The sequence below is a fragment of the Cyanobacterium sp. IPPAS B-1200 genome, assembly GCF_001747005.2.
In the GTDB taxonomy this organism is placed as follows: domain Bacteria; phylum Cyanobacteriota; class Cyanobacteriia; order Cyanobacteriales; family Cyanobacteriaceae; genus Cyanobacterium.
Window position 1 is genome coordinate 387,272 of sequence record NZ_CP182899.1, and the last position, 22,642, is coordinate 409,913.

The 22,642-nt window shown below is 36.4% G+C and carries 16 protein-coding genes and 1 pseudogene; 10 read left to right on the top strand and 7 right to left on the bottom strand.

The window, feature by feature from the left end; genetic code table 11:
• Positions 1-278: 278 nt before the first annotated feature.
• From A5482_RS01675 to A5482_RS01690, 4 genes are all read right to left on the bottom strand, one after another.
• Complete coding sequence (locus A5482_RS01675) at positions 279-3,290, bottom strand: hybrid sensor histidine kinase/response regulator (RefSeq protein ID WP_069790061.1); 3,012 nt, start codon at positions 3,288-3,290, stop codon at positions 279-281.
• A gap of 130 nt (positions 3,291-3,420) precedes the next feature.
• A complete protein-coding gene (locus A5482_RS01680) occupies positions 3,421-5,409 on the bottom strand; it encodes a methyl-accepting chemotaxis protein (RefSeq protein WP_069790062.1) in 1,989 nt (662 codons plus the stop codon).
• Between the two features lie 190 nt (positions 5,410-5,599).
• Positions 5,600-6,172, bottom strand: coding sequence for a chemotaxis protein CheW (locus tag A5482_RS01685; RefSeq protein ID WP_069790063.1), 573 nt, complete (start codon positions 6,170-6,172; stop codon positions 5,600-5,602).
• Between the two features lie 8 nt (positions 6,173-6,180).
• Positions 6,181-6,543 carry a response regulator gene (locus A5482_RS01690; RefSeq protein ID WP_069790064.1) on the bottom strand — a complete coding sequence of 121 codons (363 nt, stop codon included), beginning with the start codon at positions 6,541-6,543 and terminating at the stop codon, positions 6,181-6,183.
• Between the two features lie 621 nt (positions 6,544-7,164).
• On the opposite strand from A5482_RS01690, the gene A5482_RS01695 reads away from it, so the two are divergent.
• The 5 genes from A5482_RS01695 to A5482_RS01715 all read left to right on the top strand — a co-directional run bounded on the left by A5482_RS01695 (position 7,165) and on the right by A5482_RS01715 (position 12,582).
• Positions 7,165-7,533, top strand: coding sequence for a YccF domain-containing protein (locus tag A5482_RS01695; RefSeq protein ID WP_069790065.1), 369 nt, complete (start codon positions 7,165-7,167; stop codon positions 7,531-7,533).
• Between the two features lie 167 nt (positions 7,534-7,700).
• A complete protein-coding gene (gene lysS, locus A5482_RS01700) occupies positions 7,701-9,275 on the top strand; it encodes a lysine--tRNA ligase (protein ID WP_069790066.1) in 1,575 nt (524 codons plus the stop codon).
• A gap of 227 nt (positions 9,276-9,502) precedes the next feature.
• Positions 9,503-10,684, top strand: coding sequence for an NAD(P)/FAD-dependent oxidoreductase (locus A5482_RS01705; RefSeq protein WP_069790067.1), 1,182 nt, complete (start codon positions 9,503-9,505; stop codon positions 10,682-10,684).
• A gap of 96 nt (positions 10,685-10,780) precedes the next feature.
• Complete coding sequence (locus tag A5482_RS01710) at positions 10,781-11,092, top strand: lipopolysaccharide assembly protein LapA domain-containing protein (RefSeq protein WP_069790068.1); 312 nt, start codon at positions 10,781-10,783, stop codon at positions 11,090-11,092.
• Between the two features lie 53 nt (positions 11,093-11,145).
• A complete protein-coding gene (locus A5482_RS01715; RefSeq protein ID WP_069790069.1) occupies positions 11,146-12,582 on the top strand; it encodes a TldD/PmbA family protein in 1,437 nt (478 codons plus the stop codon).
• Positions 12,583-12,600: 18 nt separating this feature from the next.
• Here A5482_RS01715 and A5482_RS01720 read toward each other — a convergent pair whose 3' ends face one another.
• Together A5482_RS01720 and A5482_RS01725 are read right to left on the bottom strand one after the other, a co-directional pair.
• Positions 12,601-12,924 (bottom strand): 2Fe-2S iron-sulfur cluster-binding protein, encoded by a 324-nt coding sequence (locus tag A5482_RS01720; protein ID WP_069790070.1) that lies wholly within the window; start codon positions 12,922-12,924, stop codon positions 12,601-12,603.
• A 154-nt stretch (positions 12,925-13,078) separates the two neighbouring features.
• Positions 13,079-14,581: a helicase C-terminal domain-containing protein gene (locus A5482_RS01725; RefSeq protein ID WP_069790071.1), complete on the bottom strand. Its 1,503-nt coding sequence runs from the start codon at positions 14,579-14,581 to the stop codon at positions 13,079-13,081.
• Positions 14,582-14,706: 125 nt separating this feature from the next.
• Between A5482_RS01725 and psb28 the strand changes: the two genes are divergently transcribed.
• The 3 genes and pseudogenes from psb28 to A5482_RS01740 all read left to right on the top strand — a co-directional run.
• Positions 14,707-15,042 carry a photosystem II reaction center protein Psb28 gene (psb28, locus tag A5482_RS01730; protein ID WP_069790072.1) on the top strand — a complete coding sequence of 112 codons (336 nt, stop codon included), beginning with the start codon at positions 14,707-14,709 and terminating at the stop codon, positions 15,040-15,042.
• 68 nt (positions 15,043-15,110) lie between these two features.
• Positions 15,111-15,617, top strand: coding sequence for a MogA/MoaB family molybdenum cofactor biosynthesis protein (locus A5482_RS01735; protein ID WP_069790073.1), 507 nt, complete (start codon positions 15,111-15,113; stop codon positions 15,615-15,617).
• Positions 15,618-15,732: 115 nt separating this feature from the next.
• Positions 15,733-15,888, top strand: a pseudogene (locus A5482_RS01740) (NF041680 family putative transposase); the annotation flags it as partial.
• Between the two features lie 219 nt (positions 15,889-16,107).
• Here A5482_RS01740 and A5482_RS01745 read toward each other — a convergent pair.
• Positions 16,108-18,261 carry a hybrid sensor histidine kinase/response regulator gene (locus A5482_RS01745; RefSeq protein ID WP_242411904.1) on the bottom strand — a complete coding sequence of 718 codons (2,154 nt, stop codon included), beginning with the start codon at positions 18,259-18,261 and terminating at the stop codon, positions 16,108-16,110.
• Positions 18,262-18,446: 185 nt separating this feature from the next.
• Between A5482_RS01745 and A5482_RS01750 the strand changes: the two genes are divergently transcribed.
• Together A5482_RS01750 and A5482_RS01755 are read left to right on the top strand one after the other, a co-directional pair.
• Positions 18,447-21,473, top strand: coding sequence for an AAA family ATPase (locus A5482_RS01750; RefSeq protein ID WP_069790075.1), 3,027 nt, complete (start codon positions 18,447-18,449; stop codon positions 21,471-21,473).
• A gap of 81 nt (positions 21,474-21,554) precedes the next feature.
• Positions 21,555-22,499, top strand: a complete 945-nt coding sequence (locus tag A5482_RS01755; protein WP_069790076.1) for an NAD-dependent epimerase/dehydratase family protein — start codon at positions 21,555-21,557, stop codon at positions 22,497-22,499.
• The last annotated feature ends 143 nt before the right edge of the window (positions 22,500-22,642 follow it).

Genomic DNA, 22,642 nt, shown 5'->3' on the forward strand with positions numbered 1-22,642 from the left:
TAATTTTATACACATCTCAAATTAAATAAAAGGGTTAAACTCTCTTATCAAGTATTAGACAGAGATTATCTTTATAGGTTTAAATATCTTAGGAATAAAATTATGTAAGTGCTGTTTTTAGTTATAGTCATTTTAGACTATTTTTCAAAAGTTGTTTAGCTATTATACGATGTAATTTGTTTTCGTCTGTTTAAAATAATATGTAGTTTTATTAATAAGTTTATAAAAGCTATTTGTTATGTACTTTTTATTCTCTTTAATATTTTTTAATCATAAACCTAGAGATAATTTACTTTTACTAATTTCTCGATGGTTTTCAGTAATTCCTCCTCATTATAGGGTTTTGAAAAGTAACCATTAGCCCCCAAATTAAAAGCTAACTTTTTATGTTTTTCATTGCTTCGGGAGGTAAGCATAATTATGGGCAAAGAGTTAAATTGAGATTTGCCTTTAATTTCTTCTAACACTCCGTATCCATCAAGGCGGGGCATTTCGATGTCACAGATAACCCCTTGAACGGAAATTCCTGCTAATAGTTTATCTACCGCCTCTTGTCCATCCTTGGCTTGTTCTACTTGATACCCTGCTTTTTCTAGGGTAGAGGCAAGGTAGCGACGGACATTGATAGAGTCATCCACAATGAGAAGGGTATTATGGCGATCGCCCCTAAAACCTTTATAATAATCATTGCTAAACATTTGAGTGCGTGGTTCAAAATCATTTTGTTGCTCAATGCCTTCTTGAAGCATCACCGCAGGATCAATTAAAGGCAATACCCGTCCATCCCCTAAAACCAGAGAGCTAATGAAGCCAGGAGGCAAAGGCAGATGGGTTTCAATGGGGCGAATCGTCACCTCCTGCTCACCCCAATAACGCTCCAGATAAATAGCACCACAATTATTTCCCTCCCCCACAATCAACAATGTAGGTTTCTCAATAACAGGATAACCCGGCATTTCAAAGGGTTTAGAAGGACGATTAAAAATCAAAAAGTCTTCCATACGAACCACAGGAATAATTTGATTTTGCCATGAAACCCGCTTTTGCTCAACGGATTCAGGACATTTAATAATTTCCCTCACACTGTTGACAGGCACCGCAAAAACCATCTGCTGAGTTTCCACCAACATCACTTGAAGAATGGATAAATTAAAGGGAAGAGAAAGGGTAAAAGTGGTACCCTCTCCTGGGGTACTGTAGGCATGGATTTCCCCCTGCAACTCCTCGATATTCGATCGCACTATATCCATTCCCACACCCCTTCCCGACAACTCAGTCACCTCGGAAGCCGTACTAAAACCAGGCTCAAAAATATAATCCATAATTTGAGAAGGCTTCATTTTGGCAATTTCTGCCCCACTAATACCCATTTTCAGGAGCCGTTGACTAATTTTTTCTAAAGGAATTCCAGCCCCATCATCTTGGATAGTAACCATAATTTTTGTACCACGGTTAAAGGCGCTCAGGGTGATAGTTCCTTGGGCTGGTTTTCCTGCTAAAACACGAGCTTGAGGATCTTCGATACCATGGTCAAAAGCATTGCGTAACAGGTGAGTAAGGGGAGCATTGAGAGCCTCAATAAAAGTGCGATCGAGTAAAGTAGTTTCCCCCTCAATTTTTAGATTTACTTTTTTGCCAAACTGTATTCCCAAATCTCGGATAAAGCGAGGAAAACCCCTCACCAAATCAGCAAAAGGACGCATCTGGATGCGAGTGGCATTTTTCTGCAAAGATTCCATGGTGTGATTCAACTCTTGCAGGGCTTGGTTAATATCACCGATACTAAAATTAACATCCGTGCTAACCTCTTTTAACTGCACAATGGTTTCGATTTGCTCTTGGGAAATGACGTGTAAATCGCTATAGCGATCCATTTCTAGGGTGTCAAAGTCTTCGAGGGTAGCCTTGGTAACTAAAGATTGTTCATTCAAAGATGAAACCACCGTGGAATCCTGTTCATCAATCCAACCTTCCGAGGAGGCTCGATCATACCAATCCCTTAACTCCTTGTTCGAGCGCTCTAATTGATTCATCCGCCGTTGCATCAAATCCCCGAAAGCCCTGATCTGTTCTAGGCGTAAATTGAGACGGTTTCGTTCTAAAATTAATTTACCAAAAAGAGCATTAAATTGTGATAATTGCTCCACGGGAACTTTGACCATTTTTCCTGTTTGCGGAGCTACTTTGATGATTTGAGGTTCAGGGGTAGAAATTAACTCTTCTTCGGGGCTAGAGGTATCTTCAAACACTTCGGCAAAGGCATCTTCCATGGCTTCTTCGATGTCTTTCCCAAGGCTTTCTAGGGCAAGAAAATCTTCGGAAAATTGTGCTACGGAATTATCGTTTTCTAAAGGTAAGTCAAAATCTACCACTTCATCTAGGGCGTTACTCAAGGAGAGTAAATCATCATTTTCTAAAGGTAAATCGAAATCTACCACTTCGTCTAGGGCGTTACTCAGGGAGAGTAAATCATCATCCCCTAATTCAAAATCAAGGTCTGGGGTAATAGAATTATTTTCTATGGGTAAACTTTCCAAATCCCATGGTAGTTTGTCTAAATTTCCTCGCATTACTAGCCCGTGCGATCGCCTCCAAACCTTTAACGCCTCTTGAGCTAAATCAACGATATGATCTTGGCTAGTGGAGATAACTCTTTGTTTCACCGATTCTGATAAATTAATTACTGGCTCTAAATCCGCCATACGCGCATACATCAAGATTTTTTCAGCCGTCATCACCACCCCAGAAGCCAATGCCTCCCCAGATAAATCATTTATTTGAGTTTCAAAATCATCGAGGATAGTATCAACCCCCTCCTCAAACATCTGTAACTCCCCACTGCTTTCTTCATCCTGTTGTTTGAATAATAAATCCTCATCTTCATCCCGTAACTCCCCTAAATATTCTTTTAACCCCTCAAAAATAGGGTTAATTTCCCTCTCTAACCAATGTTGAGAAACTTCTTCCCCCTTCAAATAACTATCTTTAATTATCACCATGGCATCCACTGCACTGAGCAATAAATTTTCCACCTCCAAATCAATGTGCTTAGAATGATGATGTACCCGCAACACCTTCAAAAAGTCTTCTAAACGGTGGGCTACCTGATTGAGTGCCATAAAACCCATCATCCCTGCACCACCTTTGACAGAGTGAACTTCTCGCAAAATCAGATCTAATTTTTCTGTCTCGGCTATGGTTGCGCTAATGTCTAATATCTTGCTTTCGACTGTGTTAAAACAATCTTGGGCTTCTTCCAAAAAGTTGAGCTTGATTTGATCTCGATTCATTGTTTTAGGGGTTAGGGATTAGGGGTTAGGTTTAAACAATGGGCAATGGATAATTAAAGTTAAGGCAAAAGGCAATGGTTTTTGATTACCAATCATTCTTAATTTTTCATTCTCAATTCTTCATTCTCAATTACTCATTAACTTTAAATTGTTCCACCGCTGATTCTAGTTGTTTGGCAATGGTGGCGGTGTCTTTAATAGATTGAGCGATTTTTTCCGAGGAAAATGATCTTTGTTCTGATTGTTCGGCGATTTTTTCCATTAATTCTGTCACCAAACGGGAGGTTTGTGCCTGAGATACGGTAGATGTAGAGATATTTTGCATTAGTTCGTTGATACGTTGCGATCGCTCTAATACTCTCTCTAAGCGTTGTTTGGTTGATTCCACCAAACGGGTAGTATTAACTACCTGAGAAGTCCCCGACTCCATCGCCATGGTAACATCTTGGGTTTCCCTCTGAATTTCCGACACCAGTTGCGTAATTTGTTTAGTGGCTGCCGCTGATTGCTCTGCCAATGCCCCTACCTGCTCGGCAACCACGGTAAAACCTTGTCCTTGCTCCCCAGCACGACTGGCTTCTACACTGGCGTTAATGGCGAGGAGGTTAGTTTTGAGGGCGATTTCTTCGATCAACGATACCACCTGAGAAATGTTCTGAGATGATTCCCCTAGGCGTTTCATTTTCTTGGCGGTTTCTCCCACATTGGTACGAAGACTGACAATACTTTCTACCGTTTTGTCCATGGCATCAGAACCTTTTTTGGTCACCTCGTAGGCATCATCGGCAAGGGTAGCGGCTTGACTGGCATTGGCGGCCACTTCTTCGATGGAATAGGACATTTTTTGCACCGATGCAAGGGTTTGATTTGTTTGCTCTGTTTCTTTGATACTTTGGAATGCTAACTCTTGAATAGAGTATTCGTTTTCTCCCAAGGAGGTAACTACCTGAGTGCTAGATTCTTTTACCTGCAAAGCAATGTCTTGTAAACTGTCGAGGATGGCGTTACACAAATCGGCTACGGTACTCATTTCCATGGAGTCTAAACTGGCTCTTACGGTTAAGTCTCCTTCTACGGCGTATTGCAATTCATCTAAGAGGTTAAAGATGCCCATTTCTAGCTTTTCCTTTTCCTGTCTTTGTTCAAGGGCGATCGCCTCTTGCTCCCGAATCAACTCTTTTACCCGACTCACCAGAGCATTAAAATTCTGCGCCAAAGTACGACTTTCCACCGTCCCTTCAGGAATTGCCCGAACGTCTAAATCCCCCTCTGTCACCTGTTGGGCATTATCAATCAAATTTGTCAAGGGCGCAGAAAAAGTCTGAGCCAACAAAATAATATTACCCACCGCCAAAGCACCCAGAAAAATAGCAATGGTCGCAAACACAATAATTAACTGTCCCCCCAACTGAGTCACATCCGCATTATCCACCGATGCGATCGCCAAATAATTACTATCAGGAATTAAAGTAAAATTAAAATATCGATTTTGATACTCCAAAGTCAAAACCCCTATATCTCCACCATCAGGGCTAACCAAATTAGCATTATTAACCCCATCAAAAACACTCACAGAAGACAAAATACTTTCCAAATCATTAGTCGATATTCCCTCCGCAAAAATCCTTCCCACATCAGCAATGGTATTTCCCCCCACCAGCTGTTCCAAATTTACTCCCTCCGTACCACTCAAACCATTGACCACATCCCCCGTATTTGTGTCGACAATCTGCACCACCTGAGAGCCAGTCACCTGAAATTGTAAAGAAGTTTGCAGGGTACTATTAATCGCCTCCAAGACAGGATCTTCAGCCTCTGTAGATTCTAAATTATCCAAAAAACTCCGACTCGTTTCCCTAGTCACCAAAGCAATTTGCTCTATTTCCCCCTGCTGTTTTTGTTGCTCCTGATAACGGGTAAAATTGATCCCAATAGCACTTACTACCACCAAAGGAATCAAAGTCGTTGGCACTACCGTAAAAAGTAAACGCTCTCGCAGAGTGCCTCCCCCCTGTTTTGCCTCTTTTTTTTGCTCAGGGGTGGGTTGCCCTGTCACCCCATCAAGAGAAGAAGACATTAATTCCGCAGAGACATTGAGGGAAGGTTGTTGAGAGGTCATAATATTAAAAGATGATTAATGATTAATAATAGAATGTGAAAGCAATAATTTGCAATTTCTTGTTAAATAATAAGTCAGATTATTACCCCATGTAAACATTGAATCCGTCGAATAATAAAGCTATACCATAATTATTCACTTAATTTAAATAAGCCATGTTTGATGTTTTTTATATGTTTAAAAAATAACTTTATTGGGTAGCCTGAACAATAGACTTAAGATTTAATAGGGCAAGGGGTTTTTCATTTTCCCTTTCTACCCATCCCTGTAAATAAGGAGTCAGACTAAACCAATGACCAATTCTGTCCATCTCCAACAAATTTTGTACCTCCCCCAAGCTAGAAACTTTTTCTGTACTCATTCTGGTAATACCCTCAATTTGATTCACCGCCAATCCCAAAAATATCTCCTCATCTTGGGAGTATTTAGGTAAAAAAGGAGATACAGAAATCACTACCACATGATATTGTCTCGAGTAAGTAGGCAAAGGAGAAAACCCCATCAACTGAGGTAAATCCACCACCGAAAAAACCCTTTCCCTTGAAGTCATTAAACCCATTACAAAAGATGACATCTGAGGAAGAGGAGTAATATGATTTCCTTCTAAAAGCAAAGATTCTCTTACATATTCCATGGGAATCAAAAAAGTATCACTCACCCCCAAGCGACAACGGAGGTACAAATTACCCGTTAAGGCACTACGTTGAAACAGTTGGGGTAATAAATCCTGTAGCTTAGTAAACGAAGAAGTATTAGAAGACATAAGTTTTATTAAACGAGCGCTTGTTTAACCGCATCCACAATTTGATCTTTAGTGCAAGGCTTTACCACATAGGCTTTTACCCCTTGTTTTTCTGCCCACATCCGATCCACTGCGGCATTTTTTGCCGTACAAGCAACCACGGGAATTTTCGCTGTATGAGGATTTTTTTTCAGTTGACGACATAAGTCTAATCCCCCCATGTTGGGCATCATCCAATCGGTAACAATGGCATCTGGCTTAATTTCAATTACTTTTGAAAGAGCTTCTTTACCATCACTAGCTGTAGTCACCTGATAACCAGCCGATGTGAGGTAGTCGTTAAGTAAATCTAGTTCTGACTTTAGGTCATCTACCAGTAAAATGCTTGTCATAGGATATATATGTTCATTAATTAGTATAATTTGTTACTTAATTTTAATAAACTTTTAGCAAAAAGGGCAATCTGTGTTGTAAAACTTTGATAAAGAGTAAAAGAACTACTTAAGTATTAATTAGTTGACCTTAAAATTTGTTTTTTTTATTAATTTTGTTCACTAAAATCTTATCATTTTTTTATTTGTATTGACGTTTTTGCAGTCAAATTATGCAACCATAATATTCAGTTATTACATAAAAAGATTAAGTTATTTCAAAAAGAATATATACTTTATCTTCGCCTATCCGTAAGCAAAATATAATTTACATTGATTTTATTTTGTTACTTTGTAATCTACATTTTTTGAGAATTAATCACTTATTATATTAAGTTTTAGCAAATTAAATGTGTTCGGAAAAAGTATAATATGATTGCTATTTGTTTATATATACTTCTAACATATTTGAACGTAGTCATCCTATTTTGTCGGTAAAATGTCTAAAAACAACAAAGAATGTTCTTATTACCTGACCACAGTTTAAAACCTCTTTTCTTTGATAATGTATGGAAAGATTTTCTCAGAAATTATTTAAGGATGGTATATTCTTAGGTAAACACAGATTAAGGAGTATAAAAAATGAGTTTAATAGGAAATATTATTTGGTTAATTTTCGGTGGCTTTCTGAGTGGATTAGCTTATATTATTGGTGGTTTGACTACTTGCCTTACCATTATCGGTATCCCTTTTGGGGTTCAAGCCATTAAGCTAGGAGTAGCAACCATGACTCCTTTTGGCAGACGTGACTATGTTTCCCCAGACTATTCCAATACTTTAAACACTATTTTTAATGTGATTTGGTTATTGTTATTTGGTTGGGAAATCGCCATTTCTCATCTTGTCCATGGTTTAATTTTAGCTATTACGATTATTGGCTTACCTTTTGCTAAACAACATTTTAAGCTCATTCCTATCGCTCTATTTCCCTTTGGTAGAGAGTTAAGATAATATTTGTTTGGTGTTACACGAGTCATGAAATGAAATACTATGGAATTTTAATATGTCTTTAAGATTCAAACTATGATTATCATTGCCCATTTCCTATTCCCCACCTCATGAAGTTAAGATATAATCAGAGGTTTGCACTGTAAATTATAGTTAAGAATTATTAAATTATGTTTTGGGCGGATAAAATAGCAGAAAGTTCCCAACAAGAAGAATTAGTAAATGACTCCAAAACCCCTTCAGGTAGGGTACACGTAGGCTCGGTGCGCGGTGTTATTATTCATGATGTCATGTATCGGGCTTTAAAAAGAGCTGGTAAACCCGTTAAATTTACCTATGGGGTAGATGATTATGATGCCCTTGATACTGTACCCCATTATTTAGATCAAGAAAAGTTTGCTCCCTATCTGGGTTTTCCCCTTTGCAATGTGCCTTCTCCTGATGATAAAAGCAGTGATTATGCGAAGTATTTTATGGAGGAGTTTTTAGAGGTTTTCGATTATTTGGGAGTGAAGGCGGAAATTTATTATTTAAGGGATTTATACCGCTCTGGAAAAATGAACCCTTATATCGATACTTTTTTGAAAAATGCTCAGGGAATTAAGGATGTATATCTAAGTGTGAGTAAGTCCGATCGCCCTAAAAACTGGTATCCTTTTCAAGTAGTGTGCGAAAAATGTGGAAAAATCGCCACCACGGTAACCACTGACTATAATGGCTCGGAAGTTTTTTATACCTGTAAGGAAGACGCTACGGATTGGGTAAAAGGGTGTGGGCATTCTGGCTGGGTATCTCCTTTTGATGGTAATGGTAAGTTGCCTTGGAAGGTGGAATGGGTTGCCAAGTGGAATTTGATTGGTGTCACCATGGAGATGGCTGGAAAAGACCATTCCCAGAAGGGCGGCTCGAGGGATGTGGCCAATGCTATTTCCCGTAAGGTTTTGGGCAAACAACCTCCTTTCCATTCCCCTTATGAGTTTATTTTGGTAAATGGTACCAAAATGAGTTCGTCTAAGGGGGTTGGTTCTAGTGCGAAGGATATGGCGGATTTATTACCTCCAGAAATTTTGCGGTTTTTAATGTTAAAAACTCAGCCAAAAACGGTAATTAATTTTGCTCCTAATTATGATAATATCACTCGTTTATTTAGGGATTATGATAATCTTTTAAATACTTATGTAAAAATAAAAGAAGAAAATGAAAATGTAGAGTTAGATAAGACTTTGTTACCGTTGTTTTATGCTCAATTGGATGAGGAAATTAAGCCTTTTTACACTTTTGATATTAGTACCCTTATTTCTTTATTACAAGTTCCCCATCTGGATATTGTGGAGGAGGTCAAAAAACGCTCTCAGGTGGAGTTGACTGAGTATGACTGGCTCAAGATTAATGAACGCATTGCGATCGCCCGTAAATGGTTAGCTGATTATGCTGATGAGGAAGAAAAATTAGTTATTTATTTTGACTCTATTCCTGAAATTGTGTCGGAATTAACGGAGGATCAAATCACTTATTTAGGAAAATTAAAAGAAACTTTAACTACCCTAGAAAAATGGGAAGGAGAGGAGTTACAAACGGCTTTATTTACTGCCATGAAGCAGTTAGATTTTAAACCTAATGTGGCTTTTCCTGCGGTTTATTATAGCTTTTTAGGGAAAGAAAAAGGACCAAAGGCTGGTTATTTATTATCCTATTTAGATAAGGATTTTGTGTTAAAAAGACTAGAAGAAGTTATTAACAAGTAATCGGTTTTATTTTTTATAGCAATTATCATGGTTACGGGGTACAAAATGATCCCCCTAAATCCCCCGCAAATTCGGGGGACTTGAAAATCATAAATGTATCTCATAATTATAAAAAACGCTATATCTGTTTTTCCCCCTTACAAAGAAAGGGGGGTTTGTTTTCTAACTTTTGCCATGGCAGTAACATAGAATAGAAAGAGCAGTAATTTTAAGAGGGAGACTATATCATGGCCGATAAAATATTGATTCTCGGTGGTGGATTTGGAGGGCTTTATACCGCCCTACGATTACAAGAATTAGACTGGGAAGGGGATTTTCCTGAGATTACTTTGGTGGATAAAGGCGATCGCTTCTTATTTTCTCCCTTACTATATGAATTAGTAACCGAAGAAATGCAAAGTTGGGAAGTAGCCCCCTACTATACCGAATTATTAGAAGATAGCAAAATCAACTTTATCCAAGACACCGTCACAGGAATAAACCTAGAAAACAAAACCGTCAGCCTAGAATCTAACTCTACCCTAGAATATGATCGTTTGGTGGTGGCTTTTGGTGGCACTACTCCCTCCCAAACCGTTGCAGGGGCAAAAGATTATGCCTTACCTTTCCGCACCCTCGATGATGCTTATACCCTCAAAGAAAAATTAAGACAATTAGAAAATTCTGACCAAGAAAAAATCCGAGTTGCCATCGTTGGTGGTGGTTACAGTGGCGTAGAATTGGCTGTGAAAATAGGCGATCGCCTCCAAGAACGTGGTAAGATTAGAATTATTGATAGGGGCGATCAAATTCTCAAAAAATCCCCCGAATTTAACCGTAAAACCGCCGAAAAAGCCCTTAGAGATAGAAAAATATGGCTAGATTTAGACACAGAAATAACTAGTATAGAAGAAAATCAAATTTCCCTCCAATATAAAAATATCGTTGATACCATTCCCGTTGACTTAGTACTGTGGACAGTCGGCACAAAACCAGTAAAAATATTAGATGGTCTTAGCTTACCCCAAAACGAACAGGGAAAACTAACCATCAACCAAGAATTGCAAGTGGAAAACTATCCCGAAATATTTGCCCTCGGTGACTTAGTAGAATCCCTCGATAAAAACGGAAATGTTTTACCCTCCACCGCCCAAGTTGCCTTCCAACAATCAGACTACTGCGCTTGGAATATTTGGGCATCTCTACAAGAAAAACCTCTCTTACCCTTCCGTTATCAACCCCTTGGGGAAATGATTGCCCTAGGAATAGATAACGCCACCCTCAGTGGCTTAGGCATATCCCTTGATGGTGGTTTGGCTTATCTTGCCCGTCGATTTGTGTATCTATATCGTCTTCCTACCCCAAAACATCAGTTAAAAGTGGGTTTAAGTTGGTTAAGTACACCTTTTATTAATTTACTTTCTTCATAGAAACACTCAATCACTATTCTTCTTTGGATTAGCTTAATTATTGAGACTCAAATCCCCAAAATAACTAGGGGATATTAATTATAAAAGTTATGGTTTATGAAAACATTTAGTAATTTAATTATCACTCTTATTATTTCTTTTTGGATTATTATCCTACCAATTTTTGCCATCCAAAATGTAGCCCCCATTAGTTTACAATTCTTTGGACTTCAATCAATTTCTATTCCTTTAGGTATTTTAGTTTCATTTTCTGTGGCCTCTGGTTGCATTGGTGGGGCTTTATTGCCATTGTTTTTTAACCCAATGAATAAAAAGAAAAAATTGAGAAAAAATAACAAGAGAAAATCTCAAGATTTTGTTAGAGATTGGGAATTAGAAGACGAAGAAGATCCCATTTTTGATTGGTAATAATTACCATTGTTTATAAATAATATATTGTTTAATCTCACAAATGTAAATCCATGAATATTGACTTAGAAAAAACCATTGAAAATTTAACCATTACAGCTGATTGGGTAGGCTTGAGATATGTGAGTGAAAAAAGTCAAACCCATCGATTTCGAGATGGTTTACCCCAATATCATGGTAAAAAAATAAATCGAGGAGTCATGGCGGAGGTGTTGGTTAATGGACAGATGGGGTACTGTGCCACTAATCGCCTTGATTTTGCCAGTATTCAAAGGGCGGTAAATAGTGCTAAACAACAGGCTATATCGGCTCAGAAGTGGGGAATTTTTAGTTTTGATAGTAGCATTCGTCCTCCTAGTCGGGGAGGTTATCAGTCTTCGGTACAAAACCCCCTTGACACTCTCAGTATTAGGGATATAAATGATTTACTAATTCAGGTATGTGAGAGTTTAAAAGTATCGTCTCTGGTGGTTAAAACTACTGCTTTGGCCATAATGAATGAAGTAGAGCATCATTTTGTTAGTAGTAATGGTGCTAATATTTTTCAACATTTTTCGATGGTATCCACGGATTATGGTGCTGTTGCTCAAGATGGTAATATTATCCAAAAACGTAGTGATAATGGAATGTTGGCGCGTTGTTATCAAGGGGGTGCAGAAATTATTAATCCCTCTCTCATTTTACAACGGGCTAAACAAATAGGGGAAAGTGCGATCGCCCTTATCCATGCCCAAGAATGCCCCAATACTAGAACAAACCTAGTACTCGCCCCTGACCAAATGATGTTACAAATTCACGAAAGCGTAGGACATCCCCTCGAATTAGATCGAATATTAGGAGACGAGAGAAACTATGCAGGCAGTAGCTTTGTCAAACTAGAAGACTTTGGCAACCTTGCCTATGGCTCATCAAAAATGAATATAACCTTCGATCCCACTTTTGAAGGAGAATTGGCCAGTTATGGCTTTGATGATACAGGTATAGAAGCCCAAAGACAACATTTAATCAAAGATGGAATCCTATTGAGAGGCTTAGGAAGTCTTGAAAGCCAAGCCAGAGCAAAAGTTGAAGGAGTTGCTAACAGTCGGGCTAGTTCTTGGAATCGTCCTCCCATTGACCGCATGGCTAATTTAAACTTAGAATCAGGAGAAAATAGTTTTGATGACTTGATTAGTAATATCGAGCATGGGGTTTACATGGAATCCAACCGTTCATGGTCTATCGATGACTATCGTAACAAATTTCAGTTTGGTTGTGAATATGCCCGTCTCATCGAAAATGGTCAACTCACCAAAACCCTCCGCAACCCTAACTATAGAGGAGTAACCCAGCATTTTTGGCACAACCTATCGGCAGTGGGAAATGAATCAACCAAAGATGTTTTTGGCACTCCTATATGTGGTAAAGGTGAACCAAATCAAATGATTCGAGTCGGACACGCTTCCCCCGTCTGTGTTTTTAATGACATTGAAGTTTTTGGTAGTGAGTAAAATAATACAGAAAAACTGTTATTTCAATGTAGTTTTATGTCCCCAAAAACCATCGTATTTAACAACAGAAATATCTCCTAAAACTTTTGTTTGACAAGCCAACCTCAAATCTCTATCAGGGGAGTGAGGAGGAAAAGAGCGCCTTGCCTTATCTTTCCAATTAGGAGGGTTAACATTTCCCTTTATTTGCACAGCACAAGTACCACAGCTACCGATACCCATACAATTAATATATTTTGCTTTACCATTGTATAATTCAGCATCATTTTTGAGCAAAACTTTGCGGAGATTTTCTCCTACTTCACAACTAATATTTTTTCCTTGAAATTGAACGATGGGCATAATTATTTTTATAACTATTAATTAACTTAATAATACAATAATAAATATTAGGCTTTACTGTTTTTGACTAAAAATTTGATTATGTAGTAAAAACCAAAAGAATATTTTTTCTCATATCCTTATTCACCAAGTATTCATGTTTTTTCATCACACTTTAATTCAACCAATTCAAATCGACATAATTGATTTTTGCATAAGGTTCGAGCGCCTCTAACACCCTATTACCATAACTGCGAAAACTAACTCGATTGTCTAACAAAGCCAAAACCCCCTGATTTTTGCGCACAGATACGGTTAACTGTTGTAGGGTTTTTATACCATGGGGCAACAGATATAAACGAAACCAGTCTTTTTTTTGACTTTTATAATAATTTACTTGGGAGGCAACTAGAGGATTTTCCAAGGAGGGAATGGGTAGAGTTGCCATAATCAGCAGTTGCGGTGAAGGGAATCTTTCTTGATGTTGATGCCAAAAATTAATACCACATACCAACACAGTATTATTACTAAAATCAAGGTCATTAAGTTTTACTCTCGAACCAAATTGGGAAGCTAAAATGGAGGTAATTTGAGCCTGTAAAGGTACATCTTCAATGATGACAATAATGGGTTGATGGTTGATTTTGGCACTAGAAACAAGGGCTGTAATCTCTCTGGTGACGGAGTTTTGAAATTCGGGGCTATTGGGGAAGGGAAATTTTTCGGGGAAATATAGTTTTAGGATGGCATTGGGGGCATGGGGAGAAAATTTGAGACAGGTATAGTTACTGTTATCAATGCCTAATTGTTTAGTATAATCAATAGCTTCTTTTTCGGGACTGAGATAGTTAGCGATAAGGGTAACTGATTTTTGTTGCCAAATTTCTTTGATATTGTCATGAAAATTAAGAGGTGAAGATTTAATTATAAATTGTCCTTTTGAGCGATTTACTTCAACGTAGTTAATATAGTTTTTTTTGTCTAAGAAATACTCGTTTAATTTAATTAGTTTATTGTATAAATCTAATTTTGTTGGCTTTATTTTAAAAATTATTTCTTGAATAATTTGCTTTTCTTTGGTTTCTAGTAAGTAACTATTATAGGGATTTATTGGGTGACTAAATACTGATTGAGTTAGTTTTGCTAGTTGAGTTTGAATATAACTTTTATATTGCTCATTATCTTTTTGTAATTTAAACCAATCATAAACATCTACGGAGATGGTGAGATATTCATTAATAAACTGAGGTAATTTTTCAGCTTCTTCTATAATAATATGAGAGTTATTAAATAAATTACTATTAATAGTTTTGGTTAACCAATTCTGAGGAGTTAATAAAATAAGAGAATTATTACTTTTTGTATGGGTAGATAACTGATTAAAAACTAATTTGTTAGTACCTAGCTTTTGTTGTAAAAAGGGAACTTTTTGTTCTATTAGTTGCCGTTGATTTTTGTGTGTGGCAACAATAATAACGGTTTTATAACACAGAAGGGCAGGGGTTAGGTAGCTTAGATTGTAGGTATCGTGACTAACTCCTGTTTGGATTATAGCCGATCGCCCCAGGCGCAGACCACGGGCAACCATTCTCGCCATAGTAAGATGATGTACCCAATCAGAAGGGCTATAGGTGCGCAAAAAGTTGCGTAATTCTGAATGTACTTGGGCTTCTAGCATCTTGTGAGGGGAATTTCTTTTGAAAATTTTTATAATTACCCCTTAAATTTTAACGTTGATCGCCCTTGACTGTGAGATGATAGGTAAGGTTATAGTAATAAAAAATATAAAGGTAAAATTTTAATATGGCTCAAATAGAATTTACTAAAGGCATTATCGAGGAATCAATTCCCGATGTAAAAATGACTCGCTCCCGTGATGGTAGCAATGGCACCGCCACTTTTCGTTTTGAAGAATCTCCCATCTTAGAAAGTGGTAATACCCAAGCTGTTACGGGGATGTATTTAACTGATGAGGAAGGAGAGTTAAACACTAGAGAAGTTAAGTGTAAGTTTGTAAATGGTGAGCCTGTGGCCATCGAAGCCATTTATATAATCAAGTCTGTGGAAGAATGGGAAAGATTCATGCGTTTTATGGAACGTTACGCCGAAGAACATGGGTTAGGATTTAGCAAGTCTTAATTATTATGGTGGGTTTTAAGGGTTAGGTTTACTATCGATAATTTTTCACATATTCCTCACTTAATTTTATGGTTATTCCCCATAAAGATAAAGCATTTATAGTTATTAATTGTGCTGTAATTACTATTAGTGATACTAGAACTTTTGATAATGATAAAAGTGGTCAGATTATTAAAAACAAACTAATAAAAAATAATCACAATGTCAGTTTTTATTCTATACTAAAAGATAATTCAGATGAGATAGAATCTTTAATAAATAAGCTATCTAAAAGAGAAAGCATAGATACTTTGATTTTGAGTGGTGGTACGGGAATAAGTTTTAGGGATAATACGTTTGATGTGGTTAATAGTTTATTAGAAAAAAAAATACCAGGGTTTGGTGAAATTTTTCGTTATCTTTCTTATCAAGAAATTGACTCTAGGGCAATGGTTTCAAGGGCGATCGCAGGTATATATAACAACAAAATAATATTTTCTTTACCAGGCTCTAGTAACGCTGTAACATTGGCCATGGAAAAGTTGATTCTACCAGAATTGAACCATTTAATTACTCAATTAGGAATAAAAAAATAAGAGGAATTGTTACTATCTGTAGTTTAGACTAAATGGAAAGTGGAGCAAGGAAGGACAAGACGTAAAAGAAAAATAGAGAGAAAATATAAATAAGCAAAAATAAAATCTTCTCTCTATGAACAAATATAGCAGACTGGAAAATTTCCGTCATGACACCTATGAAATGTTAGTCAAAGGTAAAGATGCCACTTTTCAATTGATGGATAGTGTTATGACCACGGAAAATGCTCGTAGTTTGGCAGATTTTTCTTTATCACCTTTTTTCCAGAAGACTCTTATGAATAAGGGGTTTAAACCCCTTGCCTAAATCGATTTAATTATGCCTACTTACTTAGGTTGAAATAAATACTTGCATATAGCTATTTAACTTTTGAGTATTGCTTCGTCTGGAGACAAAATACTATGGAATTATTATCATAAGTATGGGATATTCAAAATATGATTACTATTCCCCATTCCCAACCTCAACCAAAGCACTTTAACCTAAAACTTAAGAAACATCCTCAGCCATTGCCATAGCCAAAAGATTTAATTTTTCCGTTAATACTTGAAAGTCAAAGGGTTTACTGATATAGTCATCCATACCCGCATCAAAACAAAGTTTTTCATCCGCTTTAGTAGCATTAGCTGTCATAGCAATGATATAAGGTTGCACAGCATGATTTACATGATTCCTAATCCATTGAGTAGCAGTTAAACCATCCATTTCAGGCATCTGCATATCCATCAAAACCACATCGTAACATTCTTCTTTTTCAAAGGCTTCTACAACCTTCAAACCATTGACAGCTAAATGGGGAGTATAGCCAAGTTTTTTGAGTAGTAAAAGGGCTACTTTTTGATTCACAGGGTTATCTTCTGCCACCAACACACGCAGGGTATTATCTCGATTTTTTGGTGATTCTACTGGATTATTATTATCGGTGGTTATTGTTTTTGGTAATGACGAATGGGAGACTATTTCTTTTTTATTAGAATTCTTTGGTAGTATTTTTTCATCCCCTATGGAGTTAGTAACTAATGGAAGAATAGCATTGGATTTTGCCATAGGAGAAGTTACCCTTAGCACTTTAATAGTAAAATAAAAACTCGAGCCAACTCCCAACTCACTGGTAAAAGAAATATCACCCCCCATCAACCTAGCCAGACGACGACTAATCACCAAACCTAAACCAGTGCCACCATAACGGCGATTTATAGCCCCATCCGCCTGTACAAAAGGATTAAATAATTTGTCTTGATTTTCCTTGGCAATGCCGATGCCCGTATCCTTTACCAAAAATTGAATTAAACAATCATCCTGCCCATCCTTACTTTCATCATCCATAGACACCATTACTGTAACGCTACCTTGTTGAGTAAACTTTAAACCATTGCCTATTAAATTAATCAACACTTGTCTTACCCTACCCACATCTCCCCGCACATATACAGGAGTATTAGATGCCCACAATAACTTCAAATCCAAACCTTGATTTTTAGCTTGAAAACTAAGTAAATCAATAACATTCTTGACACACTGTTGTAAATTAAAATCTTCCAAAACTAAATCTAAATGCCCTGATTCAATTTTAGAAAAATCCAAAATATCATTAATAATCAACAATAAACTTTTACCACTATCTTCGATGGTTTGGATAAAATCATGTTGCTCATTATCCAAGGAAGTATCTTTTAATAAATTAAGAATGCCGAATATTCCATTAAGAGGAGTACGAATTTCGTGACTCATCATCGCCAAAAACTGACTTTTCGCATTATTAGCATTTTCAGCTTCCGCCCTTGCTTTTTCCAGCAAAACATTACGATTACTAGCTTGCCACAAAGAATTTAAACCCCAAACCAATAACCAAGAAATTACCACCCCGGCAATTAATACCACCAGAGGAAGAGGAGATTTATTTTCCCGAATTAAAGTATTATTAGGGATTAAAACTATCTCCCATTGAATACCTCTATAACTAAAATTACTATTTTTACGCCATGATAAATTATCTTTCTCTTCACTATAAGTAGTGCTATAAATTAGAGAATTATTATCATAAATAAAAACTTGATAACCCTTAATACTTTCTTCCCTTAATATAGAATAAAATAAAGAACTAATATTAAATACCCCGATAATAAATCCATCAAATTCATCGTTAATAAAGATCGGATTATAGATGATAAAACCTTTAACTCCCTGTACTAAATCTACTTTTGGACTAATATAACTATCTCTTATTTCTTTGGCAGTATTAAGAGAATTTAATCTTTTTTGCTCAAAAGAAAGATCTAAATTTAACGCCATCTCATTACCTTCTTCAGGGACTATCCAGCGGACAAAATAATCTCTGTCAGCCCAATGTATGGCTTGATAACCTGAACGATTAAGTAAATAATTAGAAACATCATTTTGCCACTCTAAACGATTATAACCACCCCTAAACTCCCAACCCCTAACAAATCTTTGTAGGGCATTTATTTCTGACTGTAACTTATTTTGAATTTTTGTTTCCGTTGTAATTAACTGGGCAGAAATTTGTTGCTCTATTTGCATTCTTTCTCTAACACTTAGCAAGTGAAAAAGAAAAAAAGAAATCCCCGTCATAGATACACCAAGGGATAAAGTTAACAAATTTTTGTACTTAATAAATGTCATGGATATTAATAAAGCCCTGATATTCTAATCATAAATTAAATAGTGAAGATATAACGGAAGGAAAAAGAAATCAGTCTTTCATGCTATAAATCGAATAGAGAGATTATTCTAAAGTATTTTATTCAACATTTAGATAACTTACTCTAAAAAATTGCCGTGTATGCTTTATTCTTCCTCCTGTTGTTATGATTCCCAAAAAACTTACATTACAAAACTTTCTTAGTTACCGTCAGGCTAGTTTGGATTTTGATGGTTTACATACTGCCTGTATCTGCGGCGCTAATGGCGCTGGAAAGTCGTCTTTGTTAGAGGCTATCACTTGGGCGATTTGGGGTAAAACAAGGACAAAAGCCAGTGAGGATGTGATTCATTTGGGAGAAAAAAATACGAGGGTTGATTTTGATTTTAGTTATGGTGGACAAATTTATCGCATTATCCGCACTAAACAACGTAAGGGAGGTTCTACTTTAGATTTTCAAATCTTTAATAATGATAATTTTAATTCTATTTCAGCGAAAGGCGTAACGGAAACTCAGGATAGAATTAATGATTGTTTGAAAGTAGATTATGAGACTTTTGTCAATTCGGCTTATCTACAACAGGGGCAAGCGGATAAGTTTATGACTTATGGGGCGGCTCAAAGAAAGGATGTGTTGGTAAAGTTACTTAAGTTGGATGATTATGACAAAATTGCTGACAAAGCGAAGGAGTTAGCGAAACAATATACTGAGGAAAAAAATCGCTTACAAGGGCAGTGGGAGTTGTTGGAGAGTAAGTTGGAGGAGAAGGAAAATTATCTTGTCAAACTCACAAATATTGGTCAAGATTTAGATTATCATCAAAATGAGTACAGCCAAGTAGAGAAAAATTTAAAACAAGTTCAACTTCTGAGCAGTCAGCGGGATACCCTTGAGAAGGAGTTGGTATGGCAAAGTAATCAGTTGTCGGAGGTGAGGAATAAACTCAGTCAATTAATTGATGAAAAGAAAATATTACGTCAAGATATGGACGAATTAAGCCTTATTTTAACTAAAGAAGAAGAGATTATTAATAGTTATCATTTGTGGCGAGGATATTTGGATGAGGATAAGGTTTTAACGACAAAATATGATGAGTATAAGTTGTTAATAAGTGAAAAAAATAATTTAGAGGAAAGTTTACGGCAAGGGGTTTATGGTTTAGAGCAAAATATTCGAGAGGTTAATTTTAAGTTAGGGGAGTTAGCTAAGAATAAGTTAGATTTTGAGAAGGTTATTGCTGATAAGGATAAAATTATTGATGATGTTGAACAGTTTAGATATTATCGTGATAAGTTGGCTCAATTAGATTTAGTTAGAAATGATTTTAATCTTTTACAACAGGAAGAGTCTGTTTTAGTAAAGGAGTTGGAAAAGGAGGAGGCGAGGTTATCTTCTAGGATAGAACAATTAGCAAAGCAAGAGTTACCTTTACAGGAAAAGTTAGAGCAAATTCCTGATATTAGGAAAAAATATTTTGATGTTTCTCAAGAGTTAAAGGTGATTCATAATGAGAAAGTTTATTTAACTAGGGTAGAGGAAAAAAAGGCTAGTCAATTGTTAGCTAAACAACGGCTGTTGGATTATAAAAATAATGTTGCTCAACAGATTGAGGAAATTAACCAAAAGTTGAATACTTTGCGGGTGGATAATAATGCTAGTTGCCCTGTGTGTGAATCTCCTTTGGATGAAACTCATCTTAATCATGTTATTGATAGTAGTTTGAAGGAGTTGAAAAATCTGGAGAATTCTTCTTGGCAGTATGATTCTGACATTATACAGTGCGATCGCACTTTAGCCACTTTGGAGAAGGAATATCAAGGTTTAAGGAATAAATTAAACAGGGAAGAAGGTTTACAAAAAAACTATGCTAGTTTAGAAAATTCTCTTAATAGTATGGATGATATTCTTGAACAATTAGAGCAAATTACTACAGAAAAAGATGAGTTAATAGAGTTAGTAAATTCTCAAAAGTATCTCCCAGAAATTAGGACAAAGTTAACGGAGCTAAAAACAAAGATAAAAGAGTTAGGATATAGCCCTGAAACGTACAGTTTAGTTAGGGAAAATGATCATAAATATCGTTGGGCAGAAACTAATTATCAACGATTGCGAGAGGCGGAGCAAAAACTTGCTAAGTTAGAACAAAATCGCTTAGATTTAGAACAAGAGTTAATTACTTTAAATCAACAATTAGAAGACTTAAAAAAGAGTTCAGATATACAACAAAGTATTAAAGAAATAGATGAAAAAATAACGAAAATTAATTATAGTGACGAACATCATGGAGAGATTAGAAAACAGATTCAAACACTCCAAAATTATCAATTTCAGTATGCAAAATTAGAAGATGCTCAAAGACAATTACCTTTACTAGAAAATAAAGTTAATCAATATGAACAAAAAGCTATCGATTATGACAAAGAAATAGAGGAAAAAGAAACTAAAACAAATACATTAAAAGAACAATTATCTAATCTTTTTGACCACAAAGAAGAATTGAATAAGTTACAACAAGAAGTAAATTTAAAAAGAAATAAAATTAATGAATTACTAAGTAAAAAAGGAGGTATAGAAAAATCTTTAGATGATATAAATAAAGATGAGAAAAAATTACAATCTATTGATAAGGAAGTAAAACAGATAGAGAAAAACTACCGAATTTATACAGAATTACAAAAAGCATTCGGGAAAAACGGTATTCAAGCCCTGATGATAGAAAACCTTTTACCCCAACTAGAAGCCGAAGCAAATCAAACTTTGAGCCGTCTTACTAACAATCAGTTACATATCCAGTTTGTTACTCAAAAAGAAAAGGTTAGTAAATCGAAAAAATCTGAATCCAATTTTAAAGATACCCTTGATATTATCATCTCTGATGTCCAGGGAACAAGATCCTATGAAACCTACTCAGGGGGCGAAAGTTTTCGGATTAATTTTTCCATTCGTCTTGCCCTCTCTCGTATCTTGACCCAAAGGTCTGGCACCGCCCTACAATTGTTAATCATTGATGAAGGTTTTGGTACTCAGGATGATGCAGGGTGCGATCGCCTCATAGGTGCTTTAAATGCTATTGCTGATGACTTTGCCTGTATCCTCACCGTTACCCATATGCCCCAATTTAAAGAGGCTTTCCAATCTCGCATTGAGGTATATAAAACCAACGAAGGCTCTCAAATTCGTCTTTCTGTATAACTTTTGTGTCTGCTGATACCGAAAATCAATGGTTTCAAACCCAAGGGGGTAGAATGGGCATTGTAGAGTTTAAATTTATATATGCGTATTTTAATCATGGGAGGGACAAGATTTATTGGCGTTTCCCTCACCAAAATGTTAGTAAACCAAGGACATGAAGTCGTTTTATTTAACCGAGGTAATAACCCCGCCCCCGTAGATGGTATTCAACAAATTCATGGCGATCGCACTTCAGCGGTACAATTAGAAGAGAAGTTAAAAGGGGAAAAATTTGACGCAATTTTTGACAATAACGGGCGCACCCTATCAGATACAAAACCCCTTATAGATTTATTTTATGACAAAGTATCCCATTTTGTCTATGTAAGCTCCGCGGGGGTTTACTTACCATCCCATCAGATGCCCCACCGAGAAGATGACCCTCTCAACCCCGAAAGTCGTCACCGAGGCAAATTTGAAACAGAAGCCTACCTCAAGCAATCGGGCATTCCCTTCACTTCCATTCGCCCCGTATATATTTATGGCTCAGGAAATTATAATGATCTAGAAAACTGGTTTTTTGATCGTTTAGTGCGGGATTTACCCATCCCTATTCCTCATAACGGTTTGTATATTACCCAATTTGGTCATGTGGAAGATTTAGCATCAGCTATGACGGCCGTATTGGGAAATACCGAAGCCATAGGACAAATATACAATATATCGGGCGATCGTTTTACAACATTTACAGGATTAGCCCTCGCCTGTGCCTCCGCTATGGGCAAAAATCCCCATGACATTGATATTAGATATTATGACCCCAATCAAATAGATGTAGGAAAAAGAAAAGCATTTCCCATTCGTATGCAACACTTTTTTACCGATATTTCCAAAGCTCAAAAAGAGCTATCATGGCAACCTAAATATGATTTAATTTCAGGGTTAAAAGAGTCTTTTGAAAATGATTATTTAGCAACCCAAAGAGATAAAAAAGATATTGATTTTAGTGTAGATGAACAAATTATTGCTCACCTGGAAAGTAACTAAGATTTAAGACCCTGAGTAGGGTGGGCATTGCCCACCATCTCTGATTGTGTTACTGAAAGTAATGTGGTTACTTGCACCAGAAATGAAAGTACAAAATGAGTTTGTATGGGTGTTAGAAAATGCAGTCTTGATTTGCGAAGATT

Excerpts from the sequence above, each read along its gene's own strand:
- A5482_RS01720 (WP_069790070.1), bottom strand. The coding sequence starts at position 12,924 with ATGCCCATCGTTCAATTTCAAGGAAAAAATATTAGTTGTGAAGTAGGA.
- A5482_RS01680 (WP_069790062.1), bottom strand. The coding sequence starts at position 5,409 with ATGACCTCTCAACAACCTTCCCTCAATGTCTCTGCGGAATTAATGTCT.
- A5482_RS01735 (WP_069790073.1), top strand. The coding sequence starts at position 15,111 with ATGGTTATTCCCCATAAAGATAAAGCATTTATAGTTATTAATTGTGCT.
- A5482_RS01695 (WP_069790065.1), top strand. The coding sequence starts at position 7,165 with ATGAGTTTAATAGGAAATATTATTTGGTTAATTTTCGGTGGCTTTCTG.
- A5482_RS01685 (WP_069790063.1), bottom strand. The coding sequence starts at position 6,172 with ATGTCTTCTAATACTTCTTCGTTTACTAAGCTACAGGATTTATTACCC.
- A5482_RS01690 (WP_069790064.1), bottom strand. The coding sequence starts at position 6,543 with ATGACAAGCATTTTACTGGTAGATGACCTAAAGTCAGAACTAGATTTA.
- lysS (WP_069790066.1), top strand. The coding sequence starts at position 7,701 with ATGTTTTGGGCGGATAAAATAGCAGAAAGTTCCCAACAAGAAGAATTA.
- A5482_RS01725 (WP_069790071.1), bottom strand. The coding sequence starts at position 14,581 with ATGCTAGAAGCCCAAGTACATTCAGAATTACGCAACTTTTTGCGCACC.
- A5482_RS01710 (WP_069790068.1), top strand. The coding sequence starts at position 10,781 with ATGAAAACATTTAGTAATTTAATTATCACTCTTATTATTTCTTTTTGG.
- psb28 (WP_069790072.1), top strand. The coding sequence starts at position 14,707 with ATGGCTCAAATAGAATTTACTAAAGGCATTATCGAGGAATCAATTCCC.
- A5482_RS01715 (WP_069790069.1), top strand. The coding sequence starts at position 11,146 with ATGAATATTGACTTAGAAAAAACCATTGAAAATTTAACCATTACAGCT.
- A5482_RS01675 (WP_069790061.1), bottom strand. The coding sequence starts at position 3,290 with ATGAATCGAGATCAAATCAAGCTCAACTTTTTGGAAGAAGCCCAAGAT.
- A5482_RS01745 (WP_242411904.1), bottom strand. The coding sequence starts at position 18,261 with ATGACATTTATTAAGTACAAAAATTTGTTAACTTTATCCCTTGGTGTA.
- A5482_RS01750 (WP_069790075.1), top strand. The coding sequence starts at position 18,447 with ATGATTCCCAAAAAACTTACATTACAAAACTTTCTTAGTTACCGTCAG.
- A5482_RS01705 (WP_069790067.1), top strand. The coding sequence starts at position 9,503 with ATGGCCGATAAAATATTGATTCTCGGTGGTGGATTTGGAGGGCTTTAT.
- A5482_RS01755 (WP_069790076.1), top strand. The coding sequence starts at position 21,555 with ATGCGTATTTTAATCATGGGAGGGACAAGATTTATTGGCGTTTCCCTC.